This window comes from Asanoa ishikariensis (assembly GCF_900107455.1).
GTDB lineage: Bacteria > Actinomycetota > Actinomycetes > Mycobacteriales > Micromonosporaceae > Asanoa > Asanoa ishikariensis.
In genome coordinates, this window is sequence record NZ_FNQB01000002.1 from 1,750,387 (window position 1) to 1,769,427 (window position 19,041).

The window sequence follows — 19,041 nt, forward strand, 5'->3', positions numbered from 1 at the left end:
ATTATCGATAGCTGGTGACCGGGTCGGGCGCACGTGGGCGTCGACACGTTTCTTTGACCTAGAGCCCACTCCAGCTCCTAGCGTGGATCTCATGAACGATGCGAACACCACCCGGCAGGAACGGTTGGACCAGGGGATGCGGGTGCTCGAGGCGGTCAGCGGCGAGAACGGCGCGAAGGTCATCGAGTCCCTAGCCGAGATCGCGCCGGAGGTCGCGCACCAGGTGGTCGCCTGGGCGTACGGGGACATCTACGCCCGGCCCGAACTCGCCCCGCGCGACCGCCAACTCGTCACTCTCGGGATGCTCACTGCGCTCGGCGGCGCCGAGCCGCAACTCGAGGTGCACATCAACGCCGCGCTCAACGTCGGCCTGACGCCTCAGGAGATCGTCGAGACGTTCCTGCACTCGACGGTCTACTGCGGCTTCCCGAGGGCGCTCAACGCCGTGTTCACGGCCAAGAAGGTGTTCGCGGAGCGCGGGCTGCTGCCCCTGGCATGAGCCGGGCCTTCGTGCCCGGGTGGGCGAACGACGCGTCCACCGACGCCCGGGCCAGGTCGGCGAGGTCGGCGGACGTCCAGCCGAACGCCTCGGCCGCGGCGGCGAACTCGCCCCGCAGGGTGGTGTGGATCATCTCCGGGATGTCGGTGTTGAGCGTGACCGTCAGGCCTGCGGCGCGCAGTCGGGGCAGCGGATGCTCGGCGAACGACGGCACGAACCCCAGCGCGACGTTGGAGGTCGGGCAGACCTCGAGCGGGATGCCGCGCTCGCGCACCTCGGCGGTCAGGTCCGGGTCGTCGAGCACCCGGATGCCGTGGCCCAGGCGCTCGGTCAGGCCCACGTCGAGCGCCTCGCGGATGCTGGCCGGCCCGGCCGCCTCACCGGCGTGGTGCACGACGTGCAGGCCGGCCTCGCGGGCTTCGGCGAAGACGGCGGCGAACGGCGTGGCTGGGTGGTCCTCGTCACCGGCCAGCCCCACCGCGACCACGCGGTCGTGCTTGCGCGCCAGGTCGAGGGTGCGCCAGGCCCGCTCGACCGACCGGCGGCGCGAGGTGTCGAGGATGACGTTCCACTCGAGCCCGTGGCGCTCGCCGCCCTCGGCCAGCCCGTCGAGCACGGCGGCCAGGGGCATGCCGAGGTCACCGAGCCGCTCACCGTGCGCGGCGGCGGTGAACGACACCTCGACGTAGCTCACGCCCTGGGCGACCTGGTCAGCACAGAACTCGACGGCGACCCGGTGGAAGTCGGCGGGCCGCCGCAAGCACTCGCGAACGAGATGGTTTTGGTCGAAGAAGTCGGTGAACGACGTGAACCGGTGCGCCCCGCCACGCAGATGGTCGGGAAAGTCGATGCCGTTGTCCGTGGCGATCTCGGCCAGCGTCGACCAGCGCACCGCACTCTCCAGGTGCACGTGCAGGTGCGCGACGGGCGGCAACTCGGTCATGGGCTCGACCATACGGGTGCATGCATATTGCTGTCACTGCCATTAAAATGCAGGCATGACTGTCGCTATCACGATCCGCAACGTTCCGGACGAGGTCCGCGACGAGCTCGCCGCCCGTGCGGGACGGTCCGGCCGGTCGCTTCAGGAGTATCTACTACGTGAGCTGGTCGAACTCGCCGTGCGACCGACTGCCGAAGACGTGATCACAAGGGCCAGAGCGCGTTCGCGGCAAGCCGGCACCCGCCTGGACCCCGACACGATCATCGCCGCGCGTGAGGCCGATCGCAGATGACGACGCCGTCGCAAGGCCGGTTGGTCCTCGACGCCTCCGCCGCCGTCGCGCTGCTCGCCGATGGTGGACCGGCCGGTGAATGGGTCGCCGAAACGGTGACCGGCAGCCGACTCGCCGCGCCGGAACTCATGCCCTTCGAGGCTGCGAACATCTTGCGCCGTCACGCGCTGGCCGGGCTCCTCGACAACACGGCGGCAGCTCTTGCCCATGCCGATCTCGTCGACCTGCCGGTCGACCTCTTTTCTTACCGCGGGTTGGACGAGCGCGTCTGGGAGCTCCGCGCGAATCTCACCGTCTACGACGCGGCCTACGTCGCGTTGGCCGAGTTGCTGTCGGCGCCATTGGTCACGCTGGACGCCCGGATCGCGCGCGCCGCCGGGCCCAAGTGCCCGGTCGTCGCCTACGACCCGGGCTGACGGTCAGCGGCCCCGGCTGCGCAGCTTGTTGGCCAACTGCTGAAGCCGGCGCTGGTTTTCGGGCTTGTTGAGCTGGGTGCGGCCTTGTTGCACGAGCCGTTGCCCACGTGGGCTTCTGAGGAAGTCGCGAATCCGGTCTGCCATCGACGCCATGGTTCATTGTCCCCGATGCCCAGCTCTGTCGCACGTTTCGGCGCGGGCTAAACCGTTTGCACCTGCGCGCCGGCCGCAGGAGCATCGGGCGGTGATCATCGACGTCGCGCTGGTTCGTCGGCTCGTCGCGGAGCAGTTTCCGCAATGGGCCGGGCTGCCGGTGAGCCCGGTCGCGGTCGGCGGCAACGACAACCGCACCTTCCACCTCGGCGACGAGATGAGCGTGCGGCTGCCCAGTGCCGAGGGCTACGTGGCCAGCGTGGAGAAGGAACAGCGTTGGCTGCCGGTGCTCGCGCCGCACCTGCCCGTGCCGATCCCGGCTCCGCTCGCCCAGGGCCGCCCCGGCGCGGGCTATCCGTGGCCCTGGTCGGTCAACCAGTGGCTCGACGGCACGACCGCCGGCCCTGACACCGTCACCGACCAGACGGAGTTCGCTGTCGACCTCGCCGGTTTCCTGACCGCCCTCCAAGCCGTCGACACCGGCGGGGAGCCGGCCGCCGGACGGCACAGCTTCTGGCGCGGCGCCGGGCTCGCGCACTACGACGACGAGACCCGCAAGGCGATCGCGGCTCTGGACGGCCGGATCGACGCCGCCGCCGCGACCGTCGAGTGGGACGCGGCGTTGGATGCGCAGTGGCGAGCGAAGCCGGTCTGGTTCCACGGCGACGTCGCGGCGGGCAACATCCTGGTCCGCGACGGCCGGCTGGCCGCCGTCATCGACTTCGGCACCTGCGGGGTCGGCGATCCGGCCTGCGACCTGGTGATCGCCTGGACCTTCTTCGGCGGCCCCGCCCGCGAAGCCTTCCGAAAGGCGCTCAACGTCGACGACGCGACCTGGCAGCGCGGTCGCGGCTGGGCGCTGTGGAAGGCGCTGATCACGATCGAGCACCACCCGGACAGCGCACGGCAGATCGACCTAATCCTAGGCGCTACGCGGCTCCGCTGACTCGGCCTGCACCTGGGTCGACGCGTGGCCGAAGGCGAGCAATGCCACCAGCAGGTCGTGCTGCGCCCGGTGCGGCATCCGGTCGAGCACCGACCGCACCGCCTGGGCCCGCCGTTCGCGTAGCTCGCGGAGCACCGCCGCGCCGGCCGCCGTCAGCACCAGGCGGACCTCGCGCCGGTCGCGCTCGTCGGCCGCCCGGCGCAACAGGCCGACCGCTTCCAACCGGTCGCACAGGCGGCTGGCCGAGGACGGGACCACGTCGAGCAACTCGGCGAGGCGGTTGACGTTCGTGTCCGGGCGCACGTTGATGATCGAGAGGACCCGGACCTGGGTCGGAGAGACAGGCGACTCCTGACGCGTACGGGCCGCCTCCAGCACGCTGACCAGCGCCTCCGAAGCGGCCTCTATAGAACTGGCCAGGTTCGCGCGATCCATTGCGTCGCCTCTCGCCCAGTCGTGAAAACTGTGACTTACCCGGACGCCGCCTCCGCCATGCGCCTCGAACCGATTTGATCCACAGTGCCTTCCGTCCCGTCGACGGGATACTTGCGGTCCAGGCAGACCATCACCGCGTCGTCTTCGAGCTCGATGTCACCGTGGTACGCCCGAAGAGCCAGCATCACCGCGTTGACCGCCTGTGCCGGCGGGAAGAGCCGCGCCGACCGGATCGCCTTCACCAGCCGCTGTTCGCCGTAGGTCGGGCGGCCGCCCGGCGCCGCGTCGTGCACGCCGTCGCTGACCACGAACAACCGGTCCCCGGCGGCCAGGTCGAAGGTCTGCACCCCGTACCGCGTCTCCTCGAACATGCCCAACGGCAGTTGCTGGTCCAGCACCACGGGCGCCACGGTGGTCTCGCGGACCCGCCACGCCTTGGGCGAGCCCGTGTCGATCGCGCGCACGAGACCGGTGCCGCCGTCGTACTCCAGCAGCATCGCGTCGACCGGACGCGCGCCCCGATGCGCCGCGAAAACGGTGTCCGACGCGAGCTCCGCCTGCTCGACGAGCGTGCCGCCGGAGCGGCGGGCGTTGCGCATCGCGTTGACGGCCAACGAGGTCAACGCCGACGCCGCGAGCCCGGTGCCGTGACCGTTGACCACCGTGATGGTCAACCGGCCTCCGTTGACCGCCCAGTCGAAGTTGTCACCTGAGGTCCGGTACGCGGGTTCGAGCTGACCGGCGAGCACATACCCGTGATCACTCACACAGCGCCCCGGCAGCAGGTCCCACTGCATCTCCGCGGCCATGGACAGGCGCTGCCGGCGGCGGGTCAGCCGGTAGCGGTCGGTGTCCCGGTCGGCGGCGCGCAGCGCGACGGCGAGGTCGTCGGCCACCGCACAGCAGTGCCGCACCGTCCCGTCGGCCGGTGCGGTGGGAAAGTCGGCGACCAGGATGCCCAGCCGCTCACCCCAGACGGTCAACGGCACGTAGAGCCGTACACCCGGCGTCTCCGGCACGTCCTCGACGCAATGCTCCTGGCGTGCGTAGCAGCGCGCGGCGACGGTCTGCTCGGCCAGCAGGCCCTGGGTCGGGTCGTCCGGCCGCAGCACGGGCCAGAGCCCGGCGATCCGGTAGTCGGCCAGCAGCACGTCGGCGCGCAGGCCGCCGAGCTCCGACCGGACATGGTGGTCGACCACCTCGACCAGTGCGTCGGGCGCGACATTGCGCAGTCGCTCGGCCAACATGACGTACCTCCCTCGGTGTGGCTTCTACCCACTGGCCACGGGAAACGAACCGGTCCGGCAGAATGCCGGACGTGACCGACCAGATCCAGGCAGCAGCTCCGTCCGTCTCCGCCCGCATCGCCGAGGAGTTGGGGGTACGGGAGACGCAGGTCGTCTCCGCCGTCGATCTGCTCGACGGCGGCGCGACGGTGCCGTTCGTGGCCCGCTACCGCAAGGAGGCCACCGGCGGGCTCGACGACACCCAGTTGCGCACCCTCGAAGAGCGGCTGCGCTACCTCCGCGAGCTCGACGAACGCCGGGCGGCGATCCTCGAGTCGATCCGCTCGCAGGGCAAGCTGGACCCCGAGCTCGAGGCGCTGATCGTGGCGGCCGACTCGAAGGCCCGCCTGGAGGACATCTACCTGCCGTTCAAGCCCAAGCGCCGCACCAAGGCCCAGATCGCCCGCGAGGCCGGCCTGGAACCGCTGGCCGACCTGCTGTTCGGCGACCCGACGCAGGACCCGTCCGGCGCGGCGGCCGGTTACGTCGACGCGGAGAAGGGTGTCGCGGACGCGGCGGCCGCGCTGGACGGTGCCCGGTCGATCCTGGTCGAGCGGTTCGCTGAGGACGCCGACCTGATCGGCGGGCTGCGTGAGCAGGTCTGGGAGCGCGGCCGGATGCGGGGCAAGGTCAAGGCCGGCAAGGAGGAGGCGGGCGCGAAGTTCAGCGACTACTTCGACTTCGCCGAGCCGCTGACCTCACTGCCGTCGCACCGGATCCTCGCGCTGTTCCGCGGTGAGAAGGAGGAGATCCTCGACCTCATCCTGGAGCCCTCCGCGGAGGAGGCCGACGCGGTCGCGGCCGGCACACTGGCCAGCGGCCCGGTGTTCTACGAGCAGCGGATCGCGGCCCACTTCGCGATCGCGGACCAGGGCCGCGCGGCCGACCGCTGGCTGCTCGACACGGTCCGCTGGGCCTGGCGCACCCGGATCGTCGTACACCTGGACATGTCCCTGCGGATGCGGCTGTTCCAGGCGGCGGAGGACGAAGCGGTCCGCGTGTTCGCGGCCAACCTGCGCGACCTGCTGCTCGCCGCTCCGGCCGGCACCCGCGCCACGATGGGCCTCGACCCGGGCTTCCGCACCGGTGTGAAGGTCGCGGTGGTCTCCGCGACGGGCAAGGTGCTGGCCACCGACACGATCTACCCGCACGTCCCGGCCAACAAGTGGGACGCCGCGCTGGCCTCGCTGGCGAAGCTGGCCAAGGAGCACGACGTCGACCTCGTCGCGATCGGCAACGGCACGGCGTCCCGGGAGACCGACAAGCTGGCCGCCGACCTGATCGCCAAGAACCCCGAGCTGAACCTGACCAAGGTGATGGTGTCCGAGGCGGGGGCTTCGGTCTATTCGGCATCCGCGTACGCCGCCTCGGAACTGCCCGGCATGGACGTCTCGCTGCGCGGGGCGGTGTCGATCGCCCGCCGGCTCCAGGACCCGCTGGCCGAGCTCGTGAAGATCGACCCGAAGTCGATCGGCGTCGGGCAGTACCAACACGACATCTCCGAGGTCAAGCTGTCCCGCTCCCTCGACGCGGTGGTCGAGGACTGTGTCAACGGCGTCGGCGTCGACGTCAACCTGGCGTCCGCCCCACTGCTCTCGCGGGTGTCCGGCATCGGCGAGTCGCTGGCCGCCAACATCGTCGCGCACCGCGAGGCCAACGGCCCGTTCGTCAACCGGTCGGCGCTCAAGGAGGTGCCTCGGCTCGGCCCGAAGGCCTTCGAGCAGTGCGCGGGCTTCCTGCGGATCGCCGGCGGCGACGACCCGCTGGACGGGTCGTCGGTGCACCCCGAGGCGTACCCGGTGGTCCGCCGGATCCTGTCCTCGGTCAACGTCGAGCTGCCCGCGCTGATCGGCAACGGCACCCTGCTGCGGGGGCTGAAGCCGGGCGACTTCGCCGACGCGGTGTTCGGCGTGCCGACCATCACCGACATCCTGGGTGAGCTGGAGAAGCCGGGCCGCGACCCGCGCCCGGCGTTCAAGACCGCGACGTTCGCCGAGGGCGTCGAGAAGATCGGCGACCTGGTAGCCGGCATGGTGCTCGAGGGCGTCGTGACCAACGTGGCGGCGTTCGGCGCGTTCGTCGACGTCGGCGTGCACCAGGACGGGCTCGTGCACGTGTCGGCGATGTCACGGACGTTCGTCAACGACCCGCGCGAGGTCGTCAAGCCCGGCGACGTGGTCAAGGTCAAGGTGCTCGACGTCGACGTGCCGCGCAAGCGGATCTCGCTGACGCTGCGGCTGGACGAGGAGAACGCGCCTGGTGCGCCGCGCGGCGGCGGCCGGGACAGCGGCGGCGGACGCCAGCCCGGGCAGCAGCGCCAGGGTGGCGGCGGGCGTCAGGGCGGCGGTGACCGCCCGGGCGCCGGTCAGAGCGGCGGCGGCCGGCAGGGCGGCGGCGACCGGAAGGGTGCTGGCCAGGGCGGCAGCAGCGGTCAGGGCGGCAGTGGTCAGGGCGGCAGCGGTCAGGGTGCCGGCGGCCGGCAAGGCGGCGGTGGCCAGGGCACCGGCGGTCGTGAGGGCTCGGGCGGTCAGGGCTCTGGCGGTGGTCGTCAGGGCGGCGGCGGGCGTCAGGGTTCCGGTGGCCAGGGCGGCAGCGGTCGACAGGGTTCCGGCGGCGGTCGCCAGGGCGGCGGCAGCGGCGGCCGGCAGGGTGGCGGCAGTCGGTCGTCCGCGCCGGTCAACAGCGCCATGGAAGACGCGCTGCGCAAGGCCGGCCTGCTCTAAGCCGCAGTCACAGGCCCGGCGATCGACTCGCCGGGCCTAGCGGTCGACGTCGGAGCCGAACGGGATCAGCAGCCGGACAAGCTGGCGGCGGGTCAACTCGTCGACGTGCTCCTTGTTGCGGTCGCGCAGCACCTCGGAGCGCAGGTCGCGGGCCTCGTCGGCGATGTCGTCCTCGTCGCCGAACGTGATCGCCCGCTCGAGGTCGTCGGCGCGTCGCAGGATCCGTTGAACGGCCTTGTCGTCTATCTTGCCGGCGTCGGCCGCGTCCTTCAGCGCCGTCTTGAACGCGGCCAGTGCGTCGTCGGGATCGGTCGGTGCGGGCGGCTCGGTCGTCGGCGCGACCACGTCGTCGCTCGCCCGCTGTTGCGGGCTCGCACCGGCCTGCGCCACCGACCCGCCGGGCGTGCCGTCGCCGCCGGGGTTGGCCAGGATCGCCACCACGATGGCCACCACGACCAGGGCCGCGGCGGCACCCCCGATGGCCACCGCGCGCATCGGGTTGCGGGCCGGCCCCTCCGCACGAGCGGGCTCGTGGTCGGCGGCCCGGCCACGGATCAGGCTCGTCGGCGCCGCCACGACCGCGCGGCCCGGCGTCGCCGGTCGCGCCTCGACCGCGTGTGCGGTCGGCGCCGACGCGGCGAGCTCACCCAGCACGCGGGCGAGGTCGGCGGCGGACGGGCGCTCGGTGGGATCGGCGGCCAGGCTCGCCGTGCCGGCCCGGGTCAGCGCCGCCGGCACTCCGGGCAGCACCGGGAAGCGGGCTACCCCGCCGGACGACTCGGGACGCCGGCCGACCAGCGTCTCGGCGAGCAGGACCCCAAGGCTGTAGACGTCGCCGGCGGCGGTCGGGGCGGCGCCGGCCAGCCGCTCGGGCGAGCAGTAGCCGACCGTGCCGTATCGCTCGCCGTCGTCTGAGCTGCCGGCCAGGCCGGCGATGCCGAAGTCGAGGATCTTCACCCCGCCCTGGGTGAGCATCACGTTGCCGGGCTTGATGTCGCAGTGCACCACGCGGGCCGCGTGCGCTGCGGCCAGACCGGCGGCCACCTGGGCGGCGATCGCCGCGGCGGCGGGCCACGGCAACGGGCCGGCCTCCAACCGCTCGGCCAGGTCGTGGCCCTCGACGAGCTCCATCACCAGGTAGGGCGCCAGGCCGCCACTGGGCAGGGCCGCCTCGCCGTAGTCGTACACACGGGTGATGTGGGGGTGGGTGAGACCGGCGGCCGCGCGCGCCTCGCGGTGGGTGGCGAGCCGGATCGTGGTGTCGCTGCCGACCGACGGATCGAGCACCTTGACCGCGACGGGGCGGCCGAGCACGGTGTCGTCGGCCCGCCAGACCTCGGCCATGCCGCCCACGCCGATCCGCCCGACCAGCAGGAACCGGTCGTGTAGGCGAAGGCCGGGCGCGAGCGTCGACATGGCTGGTTCATCGTACGTATCGCGTACGACGGGTGCCCTGAGCATGCGCACTCATGGCACAGAACCGTTACGTCGGCCAGCGCCCGGTCAGTCGCTTGACGCCCGTCGCGCCGCCCCGGTCGACGGCCGCCTTGACCAGGGCGAAGATCGCCCCTTGGAGCGCCGCGGCCGCGAGCACCTCGCCCCAGCCACGTTCCTCGTCGGTCGCGTTGGGCGCGTCGTCGTCACCCGAGACCCGCTTCCAGACCTGCTTGAACACCAGCCCGGCCAGGCCGCCCGCCGCGATGCCGAGCAACACACCTACCGGCTTGTACGCCACTTTGCCCACAATGCCCATCGCCTTTCTTCTCCTCGGGGGGTGTCGAGGGATTGTGGGTCGGCAATGCCCGGCGGGCAGGAGCGGCAAACTCCGGGCGTGAGAGCCAGGACACTTCGATAAGTCGGCGTTGTAGCTGGTCGTGACGGAATCACGTCATAACGTGGATGACGACGCACCCATAAGAGTGATTTTTCCGGTCATTGCGGCCGAGGAAGCCATATGACGTCACAAACTGCTAAGGCACAGCGGTACGACGCAGACCGCGAGTTCGAGCACAAGCACCGCTGGACCATCCTGGTGATCGTTTCGATCGCGCAGCTCATGGTCGTACTCGACGCCACGATCGTCAATATCGCCCTCCCCGCGGCGCAGGACGCGCTGGGGTTCGCCGACGCCGACCGGCAGTGGGTGGTGACCGCCTACGCCCTGGCGTTCGGTTCGCTGCTGCTGCTCGGCGGAAAGCTCGGCGACCTGTTCGGGCGAAAACGAATGTTCATGATCGGCCTGGTCGGTTTCGCGGTCGCATCCGCGGCCGGCGGCGCGTCAACCGACTTCATGGTGCTGGTGATCTCACGGGCCGCACAGGGCGCGTTCGGCGCACTGCTCGCACCGGCGGCGCTGTCCACCATCACCAACTCGTTCTCGTCACCGGCCGAACGGGGCCGGGCGTTCGGCGTGTACGGCGCGGTGGCCGGCGGCGGCGGCGCGGTCGGGCTGCTGCTCGGCGGTGTGCTGACCGAGTACGCCTCGTGGCGCTGGTGCTTCTTCGTGAACCTGGTCTTCGCGGGCATCGCCTGGGTCGGCGGCCAGTACTACCTGCGCAACGAGACCTCGGCGACCAAACCGAAGATCGACTGGCTGGGCACCGTCTGCGCGGTGGTGGGCCTGTTCCTGCTGGTGTACGGCTTCTCCCGAGCGGCCTCAGACGGCTGGGGCGACATCATCACGGTCATCAGCCTGGTCGTGTCGGCCCTCCTGCTGGTGTCGTTTGTCCAACTGGAGCGCCGGGTGCGGCAACCGTTGCTGCCCCTGCGCATCGTGAAGGACCGCAGCCGCGGCGGCGCGTACCTGTCGGTCGGGCTCGCGGCGATCGCGATCTTCGGGGTGTTCCTGTTCCTGACGTTCTACCTGCAGCTCACCAAGGGCTACAGCCCGGTGCTGACAGGCGTCGCCTTCCTACCGATGATCGCGTTCGTGCTGATCGGCTCGACGCTGGCCAACGTGAAGCTGATGCCGATCCTGGGTGCGCGCATGCTGATCACGATCGGGATGGCGCTCTCCGCGGTCGGCATGGCCTACCTGTACTTCATCGACTCCACGTCGAACTACTGGGTGCACATCCTGCCGTCGCTGCCGGTCCTGGGATTCGGCTTCGGCCTGATCTTCGCCCCGGCGATCAACACGGCCACGGAACGCGTGAACCGCGAGGACGCGGGCGTGGCGTCGGCCCTGGTCAACACCACGCAGCAGGTCGGCGGCTCGATCGGCACGGCCCTGCTGAGCAGCATCGCAGCCAGCGTGACCACCACGTACGCGGCCACCCACGTCGGAGCGGCCGCGGCGGCCGAGGCACCGGTGGCGGGCTACAAGATCGCGTTCCTGGTGTCGGCGGGCATCTTCGCCGTCGGCGCGGTGCTGATCTTCTTCCTGATCCAGCCCCACGCACCACAACCGTCGGGCGCCCCGCCGGACGACGACGGCGGGACCGACGCCGGCTTGGGCGGGCAGCCGTCATCGGCCGGCACGACCGCCCAAGCGGCGGCGCAGGGGGCCGTCGCTCCCACCGGCCGGGACGCCGACCCCGCACCCGGCAAAGCTTGACCGGCTTCGGTCCGCACTCGGGAGGCCATCAGCTCACCTCGCATGGCGAGATCGCGGGGGCGTGCAGCGGGAAACCGCCAAGCGTGGAGCTCAGCCGAACGCGGGCTCACGCCCCGCTGACGATCACCAGTTCGTTGCCTTCGGGGTCGGCGATCCGCCGGCGATCCTCCGACTCGTCAAGGAGCCGGCCACCGGCTGCGAGGGCCGTGGCGAGGCGCGCCCGTGCGAGGTCCGACGGCACAGCGAGCTCGACGTGGATGCGGTTGCGCTGCCGGCGCCGGTCCGTGTCCGAAGCGTCGAGCTCTTGGAACACCAGCACCGGGTTCAGCCGCCGCGGATCGTGGATGTCGGTGACCCCGGCGCGCCGGTCGGGGGTGTATCCGAGTGCGGCGACCCAGAACGCGCGGACCGCGGCGACGTCAGCGGCGTCGAGGAAGAGCTGAACGAAGCGCGGCAGCCCCGGATCAGCGGTGGCTCCGAGTGCGCGGGCAGCGCGCTGGAGATTGGCGGCGAGGTCGGTGAAGTCGAGGTCGAGGCCGTGGGCGTCGTCCTCCGCCTGGTCCTTGCCGCTGTCGATGATCACGAGCCCGGGGCGCAGGTCGACCAGCAGCGGGAAGCGAGTGTCGTCGGCCAGCGTCGCCGCTGCGGCGGCCAGGTCACGCTGCTGCGCCGGTGAGGTGACGCGGTAGCACGCCATCGCGCTGAACACCGCCTGCCAGTCGGCGGTCCCGACCCGCTCGGTGAGCGCATCGCCCGGCACCAGGTCGACCTCGTTGCCGTCGGGGTCGGTGTGACAGGCCCCGTACGGTCCCGACGGCTCACCAGGACGCGCCTGCTCGACCGCCGCGGCCGGCCGCACCACGTCGAGGTGGATGCGGTTTCGCAACGGCCGTGGCTCGGTCGACTGCTGGATCCGTATCGCGGGGTCGCGCCGCAACGGATCCGCCAGACCGCCGTCCTCCCCAGGCGCGTAGTCGAGCACTGGCCGCCAGAACCCCATCACCGCGGACGGGTTCGCGGATTCGAACACGACGCTCAGGTGTTGCAACACGGCAGGGTTCGCGGCCAGCCCGAGCTCCCGCGCGGCCGCCGAAACGGCCTCGGCGTGCTCGTCGGAGTCGAGGCGCACCCGGACGCCGGTCGCGCGCAGGTCGACCACGATCTCGGCCGACAGCTCCACGACGCGCCCGGCCAGCGCAGCCCCCTCGATCAGCGAAGGCGCGTCGAACCACGCCGTAGCGACGCCATCGACCACCCGCCAATCCGCTCCGATCTCTGTCCTGCCCGACACCGTAGAGCCCATTTCGGAAGATCCCTTCCGGATAGTGAACAAGTCGCGGCGGGGGCGGTGATGGACGCCGTCGGCGGTGCCCCACGGAGCGGTGGTGCCAGTATCGCTGGTCGGGTTGACCTGGTGGCGCGCTCTTGCCGCACGGTGCGCTGGTGAACTCCAATGTCAAGGAGATGCGCGCTGACCGATGCATGCCGGCGTGGTCGATGTCAACGGCAGGCCCGGGCTGCCGTGCCGCACCGCCTTTGCCACCTGCGCACGTCACGGGTGATCGTCTGGCCAGAGGCGACAGAAGGGATCTGGAGATGACCATCACGTGGCGCGAGTGGACGGAGCGTCTTTCGGGCGGCGATGACGAGGATCTGGGGGCCGTTCTCACGAACGTTCGTCCTGGCCGCCTGCACAAAACGAGGGTGGCCTGGGCCAACAACCCCGAGACGAGGGCCTTCTGCGACCTTGGCCTTCATCTGCTCTACACGGAGCAGATCGAGGGCAAGCGCCGCGGCGACGACGGCTGGAAGCTGTTCAACTCTCTCAGCGGCCAACGTCTTCAGACGCACGCGTGGGACGTGATGGAGGACGCGACGCAGGCCGAGCGCCTGAGCGTCGATCGCTTCGGCGCGACCTGGATGAACGCGCAGGCGTACACCGAAGATCTGCTGGCCTATCTTTACCGCCCGACGCCTTACGTGCGCAGGATCCTCGACATGCGCAACACCATGGCGGCGATGACGACCACGATGACGCTGGGAAGCGTGTTGCGCGCAGCCGCCGCGGCGGAGTTGGAGGAGACGACGAACGATCCGATCATCGCGCTGCAGACGCTGGTGGAAACGGCTCGCCCGTCGGACCCCCACGTCCGAAAGCTGCATCAGCGGGAGGAGGAGCAGGCTCTTGCGCTGTGGGCCGAACTCTACGAGGAACACTTCCCGGCGTACGGACTTCAGCTGCGTCCGGACGTCGAGTGGATCGACGTTGCCCGGCTCTTCTCAACCGTGCTCGAAGGCGCGCTCGTGGGCCCGCATACGGGTTCGGGGCCGGGTCACGCATCCGACGAACGGTTTCGACGGCGCCCACCGCGGAGGTCTCCGTCTCCAGCGCCCGCATCACCTCAGCGTGTTGGTTGCCCTCGCGGAACATCGCCTCGTGGTGCCGGTCATGCTCTTGCCGCAGTCGCAGCAGCTCGGACAGGACGTGGCGCACGACTGCCGCTGTGGCGCCGGCCAGCGCACCCATGGCGCTCAGGCCGATGGCCAACGCGGTGCTATCCGGATAGACGACCACCGCGGCCGCTACAGGCATAACCCAAGCCGCTGTGAGCGAGGTTCTGTCCATCGGCACCCCTAAGGCAGCCATCTCACCGAACTGATTGGTGAAAGGCTGACGCGGCGCGCCGAGTCGGATCGATGACCGCCGCCGCCGGCCATGCCGCCGCAGCACCGCGATCGATCAGAGGTCGCGATCGCCCGGGACGACCGTCGCGAACGGCCCTTGACATCGACCGGCGCCACGAGGTGCTGCTGCAGTGAACAAGGGTCCCTTGTTATGCGGAAAGCGATAACAAGGGACCCTTCCTTCGCCTTAGCGGCCGCGGATCGCGGAGCCCAGGACGTCGTGGTTCATGGCGCCGATGACCGTCAGGGGGATGCCCTTCGGGCAGACGGCGGTGCATTCGCCGGTGTTCGTGCAGCCGCCGAAGTCGGCCTCGTCGTGTGCGTGCAGCATCGCTGCCGCGCGCGACGCGCGTTCCGGCTGGCCCTGGGGCAGGGCGCCGAGGTGGGCGACCTTCGCGGCGGTGAACAGCATCGCCGAGCCGTTCGGGCAGGCCGCTACGCAGGCGCCGCAGCCGATGCAGGCGGCCGCTTCGAACGCGGCGTCGGCGTCCGGCTTCGGGACCGGGGTGGCGTGCGCGTCGGGGGCGCTGCCCGTCGGTGCCGAGATGTAGCCGCCCGCCTGGATGATTCTGTCGAACGCGCCGCGGTCGACCACCAGGTCCTTGACCACCGGGAAGGCCCGCGCCCGCCACGGCTCGACGTCGATCGTGTCGCCGTCCTTGAAGTGTCGCATGTGGAGCTGGCAGGCCGTGGTCAGCTTCTGCGGGCCATGGGCCACGCCGTTGATGACCATGCCGCAGGCGCCGCAGATGCCTTCGCGACAGTCGTGGTCGAACGCCACGGGCTCCTCGCCCGTGGCGGTGAGCTGCTCGTTGAGCACGTCGAGCACCTCGAGGAAGGACATGTCCGTCGAGATGTCGTCGATCTTGTAGGTCACCATCTTGCCGCGGGCTTCGCGGTCCGACTGGCGCCAGATGCGCAGGGTCAGTTTCACGAGTAGCTCCGCTGGCTGGGTGTCTCGTACTCGAAGGTCAGGTGTTCCTTGTGCAGCACCGGCGGGGAGGCGAACTCCCAGGCGGCCACGTACGAGAACTCGTCGTCCGCGCGCAGCGCCTCGCCGTCCGGGGTCTGCGACTCGGCCCGGAAGTGGCCGCCGCAGGACTCGCTGCGGTGCAGCGCGTCGATGCACATCAGTTCGGCTAGCTCGAAGAAGTCGGCCACCCGGCCGGCCCGCTCCAGCGACTGGTTGAGCTCCGCGCCGGTGCCGGGCACCTTGACCCGGGTCCAGAACTCGTCACGCAGGGAACGGATCAGCTCGATCGCCTTGCGGAGACCGGCGTCCGTGCGCTCCATGCCGCAGTACTCCCACATGATCTTGCCCAGCTCGCGGTGGAACGAGTCCACCGACCGGTCGCCGTCGATCGAGAGCAGCTTCTGCACCCGGTCGCTCACCGCGCTCCGTGCCGAGACCACGTCCGGGTGCTTCGGCGTGAGCTTCTGGAACGGGCCGTCGGCGAGGTACGCGCCGATCGTGTTGGGCAGCACGAAGTAGCCGTCGGCCAGCCCCTGCATCAGCGCGGACGCGCCGAGCCGGTTCGCGCCGTGGTCGGAGAAGTTGGCCTCGCCGATCACGAACAGGCCCGGGATCGTGGAGCTCAGGTCGTAGTCGACCCACAGCCCGCCCATCGTGTAGTGCACGGCGGGATAGATCCGCATCGGCGTCACGTACGGGTCATCGCCGGTGATCCGCTCGTACATCTCGAAGAGGTTGCCGTAACGCTCCTCGATGGTTGGGCGACCCAGCCGCGTGAGCGCGTCGGCGAAGTCCAGGTAGACGCCGCGCCCGCCCGGTCCGACACCGCGCCCGTCGTCGCACACCGCCTTGGTCGCCCGGGACGCGATGTCGCGCGGCACCAGGTTCCCGTACGCCGGGTAGCGCCGCTCCAGGAAGTAGTCCCGCTCGTCCTCGGGGATGTCCGCCGGCACCCGCGTGTCACCCGCGGCGGACGGCACCCACACCCGGCCGTCGTTGCGCAGCGACTCGCTCATCAGCGTCAGCTTCGACTGGTGGTCGCCGGAGACCGGGATGCAGGTCGGGTGGATCTGGGTGAACGCCGGGTTGGCGAACAGCGCACCGCGCCGGTGCGCCCGCCAGCTCGCCGTGACGTTGCAGCCCTTGGCGTTGGTCGACAGGTGGAACACGTTGCCGTAGCCGCCGCCGGCCAGCACCACCGCGTCGGCCAGGTCGACGGTGACGGCGCCGGTCTCCAGGTCGCGCACCACGATGCCGCGCGCCCGGCCGTCGACCACGATCAGGTCGAGCATCTCGTGCCGGGTGTGCATGGCGACCGTGCCGGCACTGACCTGACGCTCCAGCGCCTGGTACGCGCCGAGCAGCAACTGCTGACCCGTCTGGCCGCGGGCGTAGAACGTGCGTGACACCTGGGCGCCGCCGAACGAGCGGGTGTCGAGCAGGCCGCCGTACTCGCGGGCGAACGGCACACCCTGCGCCACGCACTGGTCGATGATCTCGACGGAGACCTCGGCCAGGCGGTAGACGTTGGACTCGCGCGACCGGAAGTCGCCGCCCTTGATGGTGTCGTGGAAGAGTCGCTCGACCGAGTCGCCGTCGTTGCGGTAGTTCTTGGCCGCGTTGATGCCGCCCTGCGCCGCGATCGAATGGGCCCGGCGCGGGCTGTCCTGGTAGCAGTAGCAGCGCACCCGGTAGCCGAGCTCGCCGAGCGTCGCGGCGGCCGAACCGCCGGCCAGGCCGCTGCCCACCACGATCACGTCGAGCCGGCGCCGGTTGGCCGGGTTGACCAGACGGCCGGTGGAGCGGCGCTTGGTCCACCGCTCCGCGAGCGGCCCGTCCGGCGCCTTGGTGTCGGCGATCGGGTCGCCGTCGACGAAGAACTCACCTGGGTACGTCATGCGGGTCCCACCCATCCGACGAGCACGGCGAACGGCACCACGAGGAAGCCGACGCAGAGGAGGATCGCGAAGCCGAGCGCGGCCACCCGGGCCCACCGCTCGCCGTTCGCGGTGCGCTGGCCGAGAGTGCGCAGCGCGCTGAACAGCCCGTGCCGGACATGGAAGCCGACGGCGACCACGGCGAGCACGTAGAACAGGGTCACCGGCCAGCGGCTCGGCGCGAAACCGGCCACCACGTTGGCGTACGGCGTCGCCGGGTTGCCGACGGGGTTGACCGTGCCGACGGTGAGGTCGAGCAGGTGCCAGACCAGGAACAGCAGGATGATCACGCCGCCCCAGCGCATCGTCCGGGCCGCGTAGCTGCCCTGCACCTTGGGTCGGTGCGCGTAGCCGATCGGGCGGGCCCGCTTGGCGCGCAGGGCCAGAGTCGCCGCCGCCCAGACGTGCCCGACCAACGCGAGGGTCAGCACGCCCCGTTGGATCCACAGGAACCATTCGTGCGGCAGGGCGGGCGCGCCGATGTCGCGCAGCCAGTGCGCGTAGTGGTCGAACGACTCGGCGCCGAAGAAGATCTTCAGGTTGCCGGCCATGTGTAGGACGAGGAAGGTCAGGAACAGGAGGCCGGTTACCGCCATGACCACTTTGATGCCTACCGTCGACCGGTAGGCCGCGTTCCGCCGAGGCGCGGAGGATTCCTTCGCTGCCACAGCCGCGCGGTCGCGCGTACCCGATGCCACCATGCTCTGGACGCTAGGTTGAGCTGTTCTGATGCGTCCAATGCATGGCGATAGCAGTGCTGATAGCGGTAAGCTATCAGCATGCGTCTGGAGCAGCTACGGTCCTTCGTGGCGGTAGCGGAACTACGACATTTCACCCAGGCGGCCATTGCGGTCGGTGTGGCCCAGCCCTCACTCAGTAAGCAGATTCACAGCCTCGAAGCCGAGCTCGGGGCACCGCTGTTCACCCGTCTGCCGTCGGAGGTCGAGCTGACCCCGGCCGGCGAGACGCTGCTGCCCCTGGCGCAGCGGATCCTCGCCGACGCGGAGACCGCGCACCGCGAGGTCCGCAACCTGGTCGGCCTCACCCGCGGTCGGGTCCGGCTGGGCGCGACGCCGAGCCTGTGCACCTCGCTGGCGCCGCGGGTGCTGCGCCGCTTCCACACCGCCCACCCCGAGATCGAGCTGCGGGTGGCCGAGGGTGGCTCGCAGGAGCTGGTCAACGCGCTCTCCCACGGCGAGCTCGACCTGGCCCTGGTGGTGCTGCCGGAGACCGGCATCGACCCGGCGTTGGACGCCGCGCCGATCCTGGACGAGGACCTCGTCGTGACGGCCGCGGCGGGCACGCCGCTGCCCGAGCCGATGCTCATCGAGGACCTGCGTGACCGGCCGTTGGTGATGTTCCGGCCCGGCTACACGCTGCGCGACGACGTGTTGGAGGCGTGCCGGCGGGCCGGTTTCGAGCCCACCTTCGCGGTCGAGGGCGGCGAGCTCGACGCGGTGCTGCAGTTCGTCGAGGCCGGCCTCGGCCTGGCCGTCGTGCCGGAGATGGTGCTGGCCAACCGCCCAGGCCTGTGGGCCGTCCCGCTGGCGCCGCCGTTACGCCGGACCATCGCGGTCGCCCAACGCCGCGGGGTGACGTTGACCCATGCCGCGTCGGCGTTGCGGGACGTCCTGCTGGCCGAGGTCGGCCGCTAACATCTGCCAACGTGAAACCTTGGCGCGATGTAGCGGCCCGCATGCTCGGACGTCCCACCCCGGCGCGGGTGGTGCCCACCGCTTCGGTCAGTCAGCGACGCATGCCGGCGCCGCTGCGGCGGAGCTCGGACCGGATGCTCGAATACTCGCCCGAGCTGGACGGCCGCGCCGATCCCGGCGAGGTGGTCTGGACCTGGGTGCCCTTCGAGGAGGACCCGCGGCAGGGCAAGGACCGTCCGGTGGTCGTGGTCGGCCGCCGCGGCCGCACGATGCTCGGCCTGATGCTCTCCAGCAACGATCGGCGCGACGGCGAACGCACCTGGCTCGCCCTCGGCGCCGGTTCGTGGGATCGCGATTCCCGGCCGAGCTGGGTGCGCCTCGACCGCGTGCTGACCGTCGACGAGCGCGGCATCCGGCGCGAGGGGTCCATCCTGGACCGTTCGAAGTTCGACCGGATCGCCACCCGCCTGCGCAGCGACTACGGCTGGCGTTAACCGTTCTGGCGTGTCGGCGACAGTTTCGATGCGCCGGCCCGGGTTACG

Annotated in this window: 19 protein-coding genes; 9 read left to right on the forward strand and 10 right to left on the reverse strand. The window is 70.8% G+C overall.

Annotation, left to right across the window (positions count from 1 at the left end; all coding sequences use genetic code 11):
• Nucleotides 1-91: 91 nt before the first annotated feature.
• Complete coding sequence (locus BLV39_RS22565) at nt 92-499, forward strand: carboxymuconolactone decarboxylase family protein (protein ID WP_090796200.1); 408 nt, start codon at nt 92-94, stop codon at nt 497-499.
• Here BLV39_RS22565 and add read toward each other — a convergent pair.
• Complete coding sequence (gene add, locus BLV39_RS22570; protein ID WP_090796203.1) at nt 450-1,442, reverse strand: adenosine deaminase; 993 nt, start codon at nt 1,440-1,442, stop codon at nt 450-452. The genes BLV39_RS22565 and add overlap by 50 nt on opposite strands.
• A 55-nt stretch (nt 1,443-1,497) precedes the next feature.
• Here add and BLV39_RS22575 point away from each other — a divergent pair, with 55 nt between their 5' ends.
• Nucleotides 1,498-1,734 carry a FitA-like ribbon-helix-helix domain-containing protein gene (locus BLV39_RS22575; RefSeq protein WP_090796206.1) on the forward strand — a complete coding sequence of 79 codons (237 nt, stop codon included), beginning with the start codon at nt 1,498-1,500 and terminating at the stop codon, nt 1,732-1,734.
• A complete protein-coding gene (locus BLV39_RS22580; RefSeq protein WP_090796209.1) occupies nt 1,731-2,150 on the forward strand; it encodes a type II toxin-antitoxin system VapC family toxin in 420 nt (139 codons plus the stop codon). The genes BLV39_RS22575 and BLV39_RS22580 overlap by 4 nt, the downstream gene beginning before the upstream one ends.
• Before the next feature lie 3 nt (nt 2,151-2,153).
• Here the strand turns inward: BLV39_RS22580 and BLV39_RS43105 are convergent, their stop codons facing one another.
• A complete protein-coding gene (locus BLV39_RS43105) occupies nt 2,154-2,294 on the reverse strand; it encodes a hypothetical protein (RefSeq protein ID WP_176984920.1) in 141 nt (46 codons plus the stop codon).
• A 100-nt stretch (nt 2,295-2,394) separates the two neighbouring features.
• Between BLV39_RS43105 and BLV39_RS22585 the strand changes: the two genes are divergently transcribed.
• Nucleotides 2,395-3,249, forward strand: a complete 855-nt coding sequence (locus BLV39_RS22585; protein WP_239083779.1) for an aminoglycoside phosphotransferase family protein — start codon at nt 2,395-2,397, stop codon at nt 3,247-3,249.
• On the opposite strand, the gene BLV39_RS22590 is transcribed toward BLV39_RS22585, so the two are convergent.
• Nucleotides 3,226-3,684, reverse strand: coding sequence for a MarR family winged helix-turn-helix transcriptional regulator (locus BLV39_RS22590; protein WP_090796216.1), 459 nt, complete (start codon nt 3,682-3,684; stop codon nt 3,226-3,228). The genes BLV39_RS22585 and BLV39_RS22590 overlap by 24 nt on opposite strands.
• Before the next feature lie 35 nt (nt 3,685-3,719).
• Nucleotides 3,720-4,931, reverse strand: coding sequence for a PP2C family protein-serine/threonine phosphatase (locus BLV39_RS22595; RefSeq protein ID WP_090796220.1), 1,212 nt, complete (start codon nt 4,929-4,931; stop codon nt 3,720-3,722).
• Nucleotides 4,932-4,993: 62 nt separating this feature from the next.
• Between BLV39_RS22595 and BLV39_RS22600 the strand changes: the two genes are divergently transcribed.
• Nucleotides 4,994-7,693, forward strand: a complete 2,700-nt coding sequence (locus tag BLV39_RS22600) for a Tex family protein (RefSeq protein ID WP_090796224.1) — start codon at nt 4,994-4,996, stop codon at nt 7,691-7,693.
• Nucleotides 7,694-7,729: 36 nt separating this feature from the next.
• On the opposite strand, the gene BLV39_RS22605 is transcribed toward BLV39_RS22600, so the two are convergent.
• Together BLV39_RS22605 and BLV39_RS22610 are read right to left on the reverse strand one after the other, a co-directional pair.
• A complete protein-coding gene (locus BLV39_RS22605; protein ID WP_239083777.1) occupies nt 7,730-9,109 on the reverse strand; it encodes a serine/threonine-protein kinase in 1,380 nt (459 codons plus the stop codon).
• Nucleotides 9,110-9,176: 67 nt separating this feature from the next.
• Nucleotides 9,177-9,446, reverse strand: a complete 270-nt coding sequence (locus BLV39_RS22610; protein ID WP_089247713.1) for a DUF4235 domain-containing protein — start codon at nt 9,444-9,446, stop codon at nt 9,177-9,179.
• 201 nt (nt 9,447-9,647) lie between these two features.
• Here BLV39_RS22610 and BLV39_RS22615 point away from each other — a divergent pair, with 201 nt between their 5' ends.
• The gene (locus BLV39_RS22615) at nt 9,648-11,249 is read left to right on the forward strand and encodes an MFS transporter (protein ID WP_090796232.1); all 1,602 of its coding nucleotides are present in this window, start codon (nt 9,648-9,650) and stop codon (nt 11,247-11,249) included.
• 106 nt (nt 11,250-11,355) lie between these two features.
• Here the strand turns inward: BLV39_RS22615 and BLV39_RS22620 are convergent, their stop codons facing one another.
• A complete protein-coding gene (locus tag BLV39_RS22620; protein WP_204082821.1) occupies nt 11,356-12,504 on the reverse strand; it encodes a VOC family protein in 1,149 nt (382 codons plus the stop codon).
• A gap of 341 nt (nt 12,505-12,845) precedes the next feature.
• Between BLV39_RS22620 and BLV39_RS42440 the strand changes: the two genes are divergently transcribed.
• Nucleotides 12,846-13,844: a hypothetical protein gene (locus tag BLV39_RS42440; RefSeq protein ID WP_143049844.1), complete on the forward strand. Its 999-nt coding sequence runs from the start codon at nt 12,846-12,848 to the stop codon at nt 13,842-13,844.
• Nucleotides 13,845-14,121: 277 nt separating this feature from the next.
• Here the strand turns inward: BLV39_RS42440 and BLV39_RS22625 are convergent, their stop codons facing one another.
• Genes BLV39_RS22625 through BLV39_RS22635 form a run of 3 tightly spaced genes read right to left on the reverse strand, consistent with a single transcriptional unit; the run spans nt 14,122 to nt 17,545 of the window.
• Nucleotides 14,122-14,868 (reverse strand): succinate dehydrogenase/fumarate reductase iron-sulfur subunit, encoded by a 747-nt coding sequence (locus BLV39_RS22625; RefSeq protein ID WP_090796239.1) that lies wholly within the window; start codon nt 14,866-14,868, stop codon nt 14,122-14,124.
• Entirely contained in the window at nt 14,865-16,805 is a 1,941-nt protein-coding gene (locus tag BLV39_RS22630) for a fumarate reductase/succinate dehydrogenase flavoprotein subunit (RefSeq protein ID WP_090796243.1), read from the reverse strand. Before BLV39_RS22630 ends, BLV39_RS22625 begins: the two co-directional genes overlap by 4 nt.
• Nucleotides 16,802-17,545, reverse strand: coding sequence for a succinate dehydrogenase cytochrome b subunit (locus tag BLV39_RS22635; RefSeq protein ID WP_090796246.1), 744 nt, complete (start codon nt 17,543-17,545; stop codon nt 16,802-16,804). Before BLV39_RS22635 ends, BLV39_RS22630 begins: the two co-directional genes overlap by 4 nt.
• Before the next feature lie 72 nt (nt 17,546-17,617).
• Here BLV39_RS22635 and BLV39_RS22640 point away from each other — a divergent pair, with 72 nt between their 5' ends.
• Both BLV39_RS22640 and BLV39_RS22645 read left to right on the forward strand, forming a co-directional pair.
• On the forward strand, nt 17,618-18,499 hold the full coding sequence (locus tag BLV39_RS22640; RefSeq protein WP_176985054.1) for a LysR family transcriptional regulator: 882 nt from the start codon (nt 17,618-17,620) through the stop codon (nt 18,497-18,499).
• A 41-nt stretch (nt 18,500-18,540) separates the two neighbouring features.
• Nucleotides 18,541-18,993 (forward strand): type II toxin-antitoxin system PemK/MazF family toxin, encoded by a 453-nt coding sequence (locus tag BLV39_RS22645; RefSeq protein ID WP_090796254.1) that lies wholly within the window; start codon nt 18,541-18,543, stop codon nt 18,991-18,993.
• The last annotated feature ends 48 nt before the right edge of the window (nt 18,994-19,041 follow it).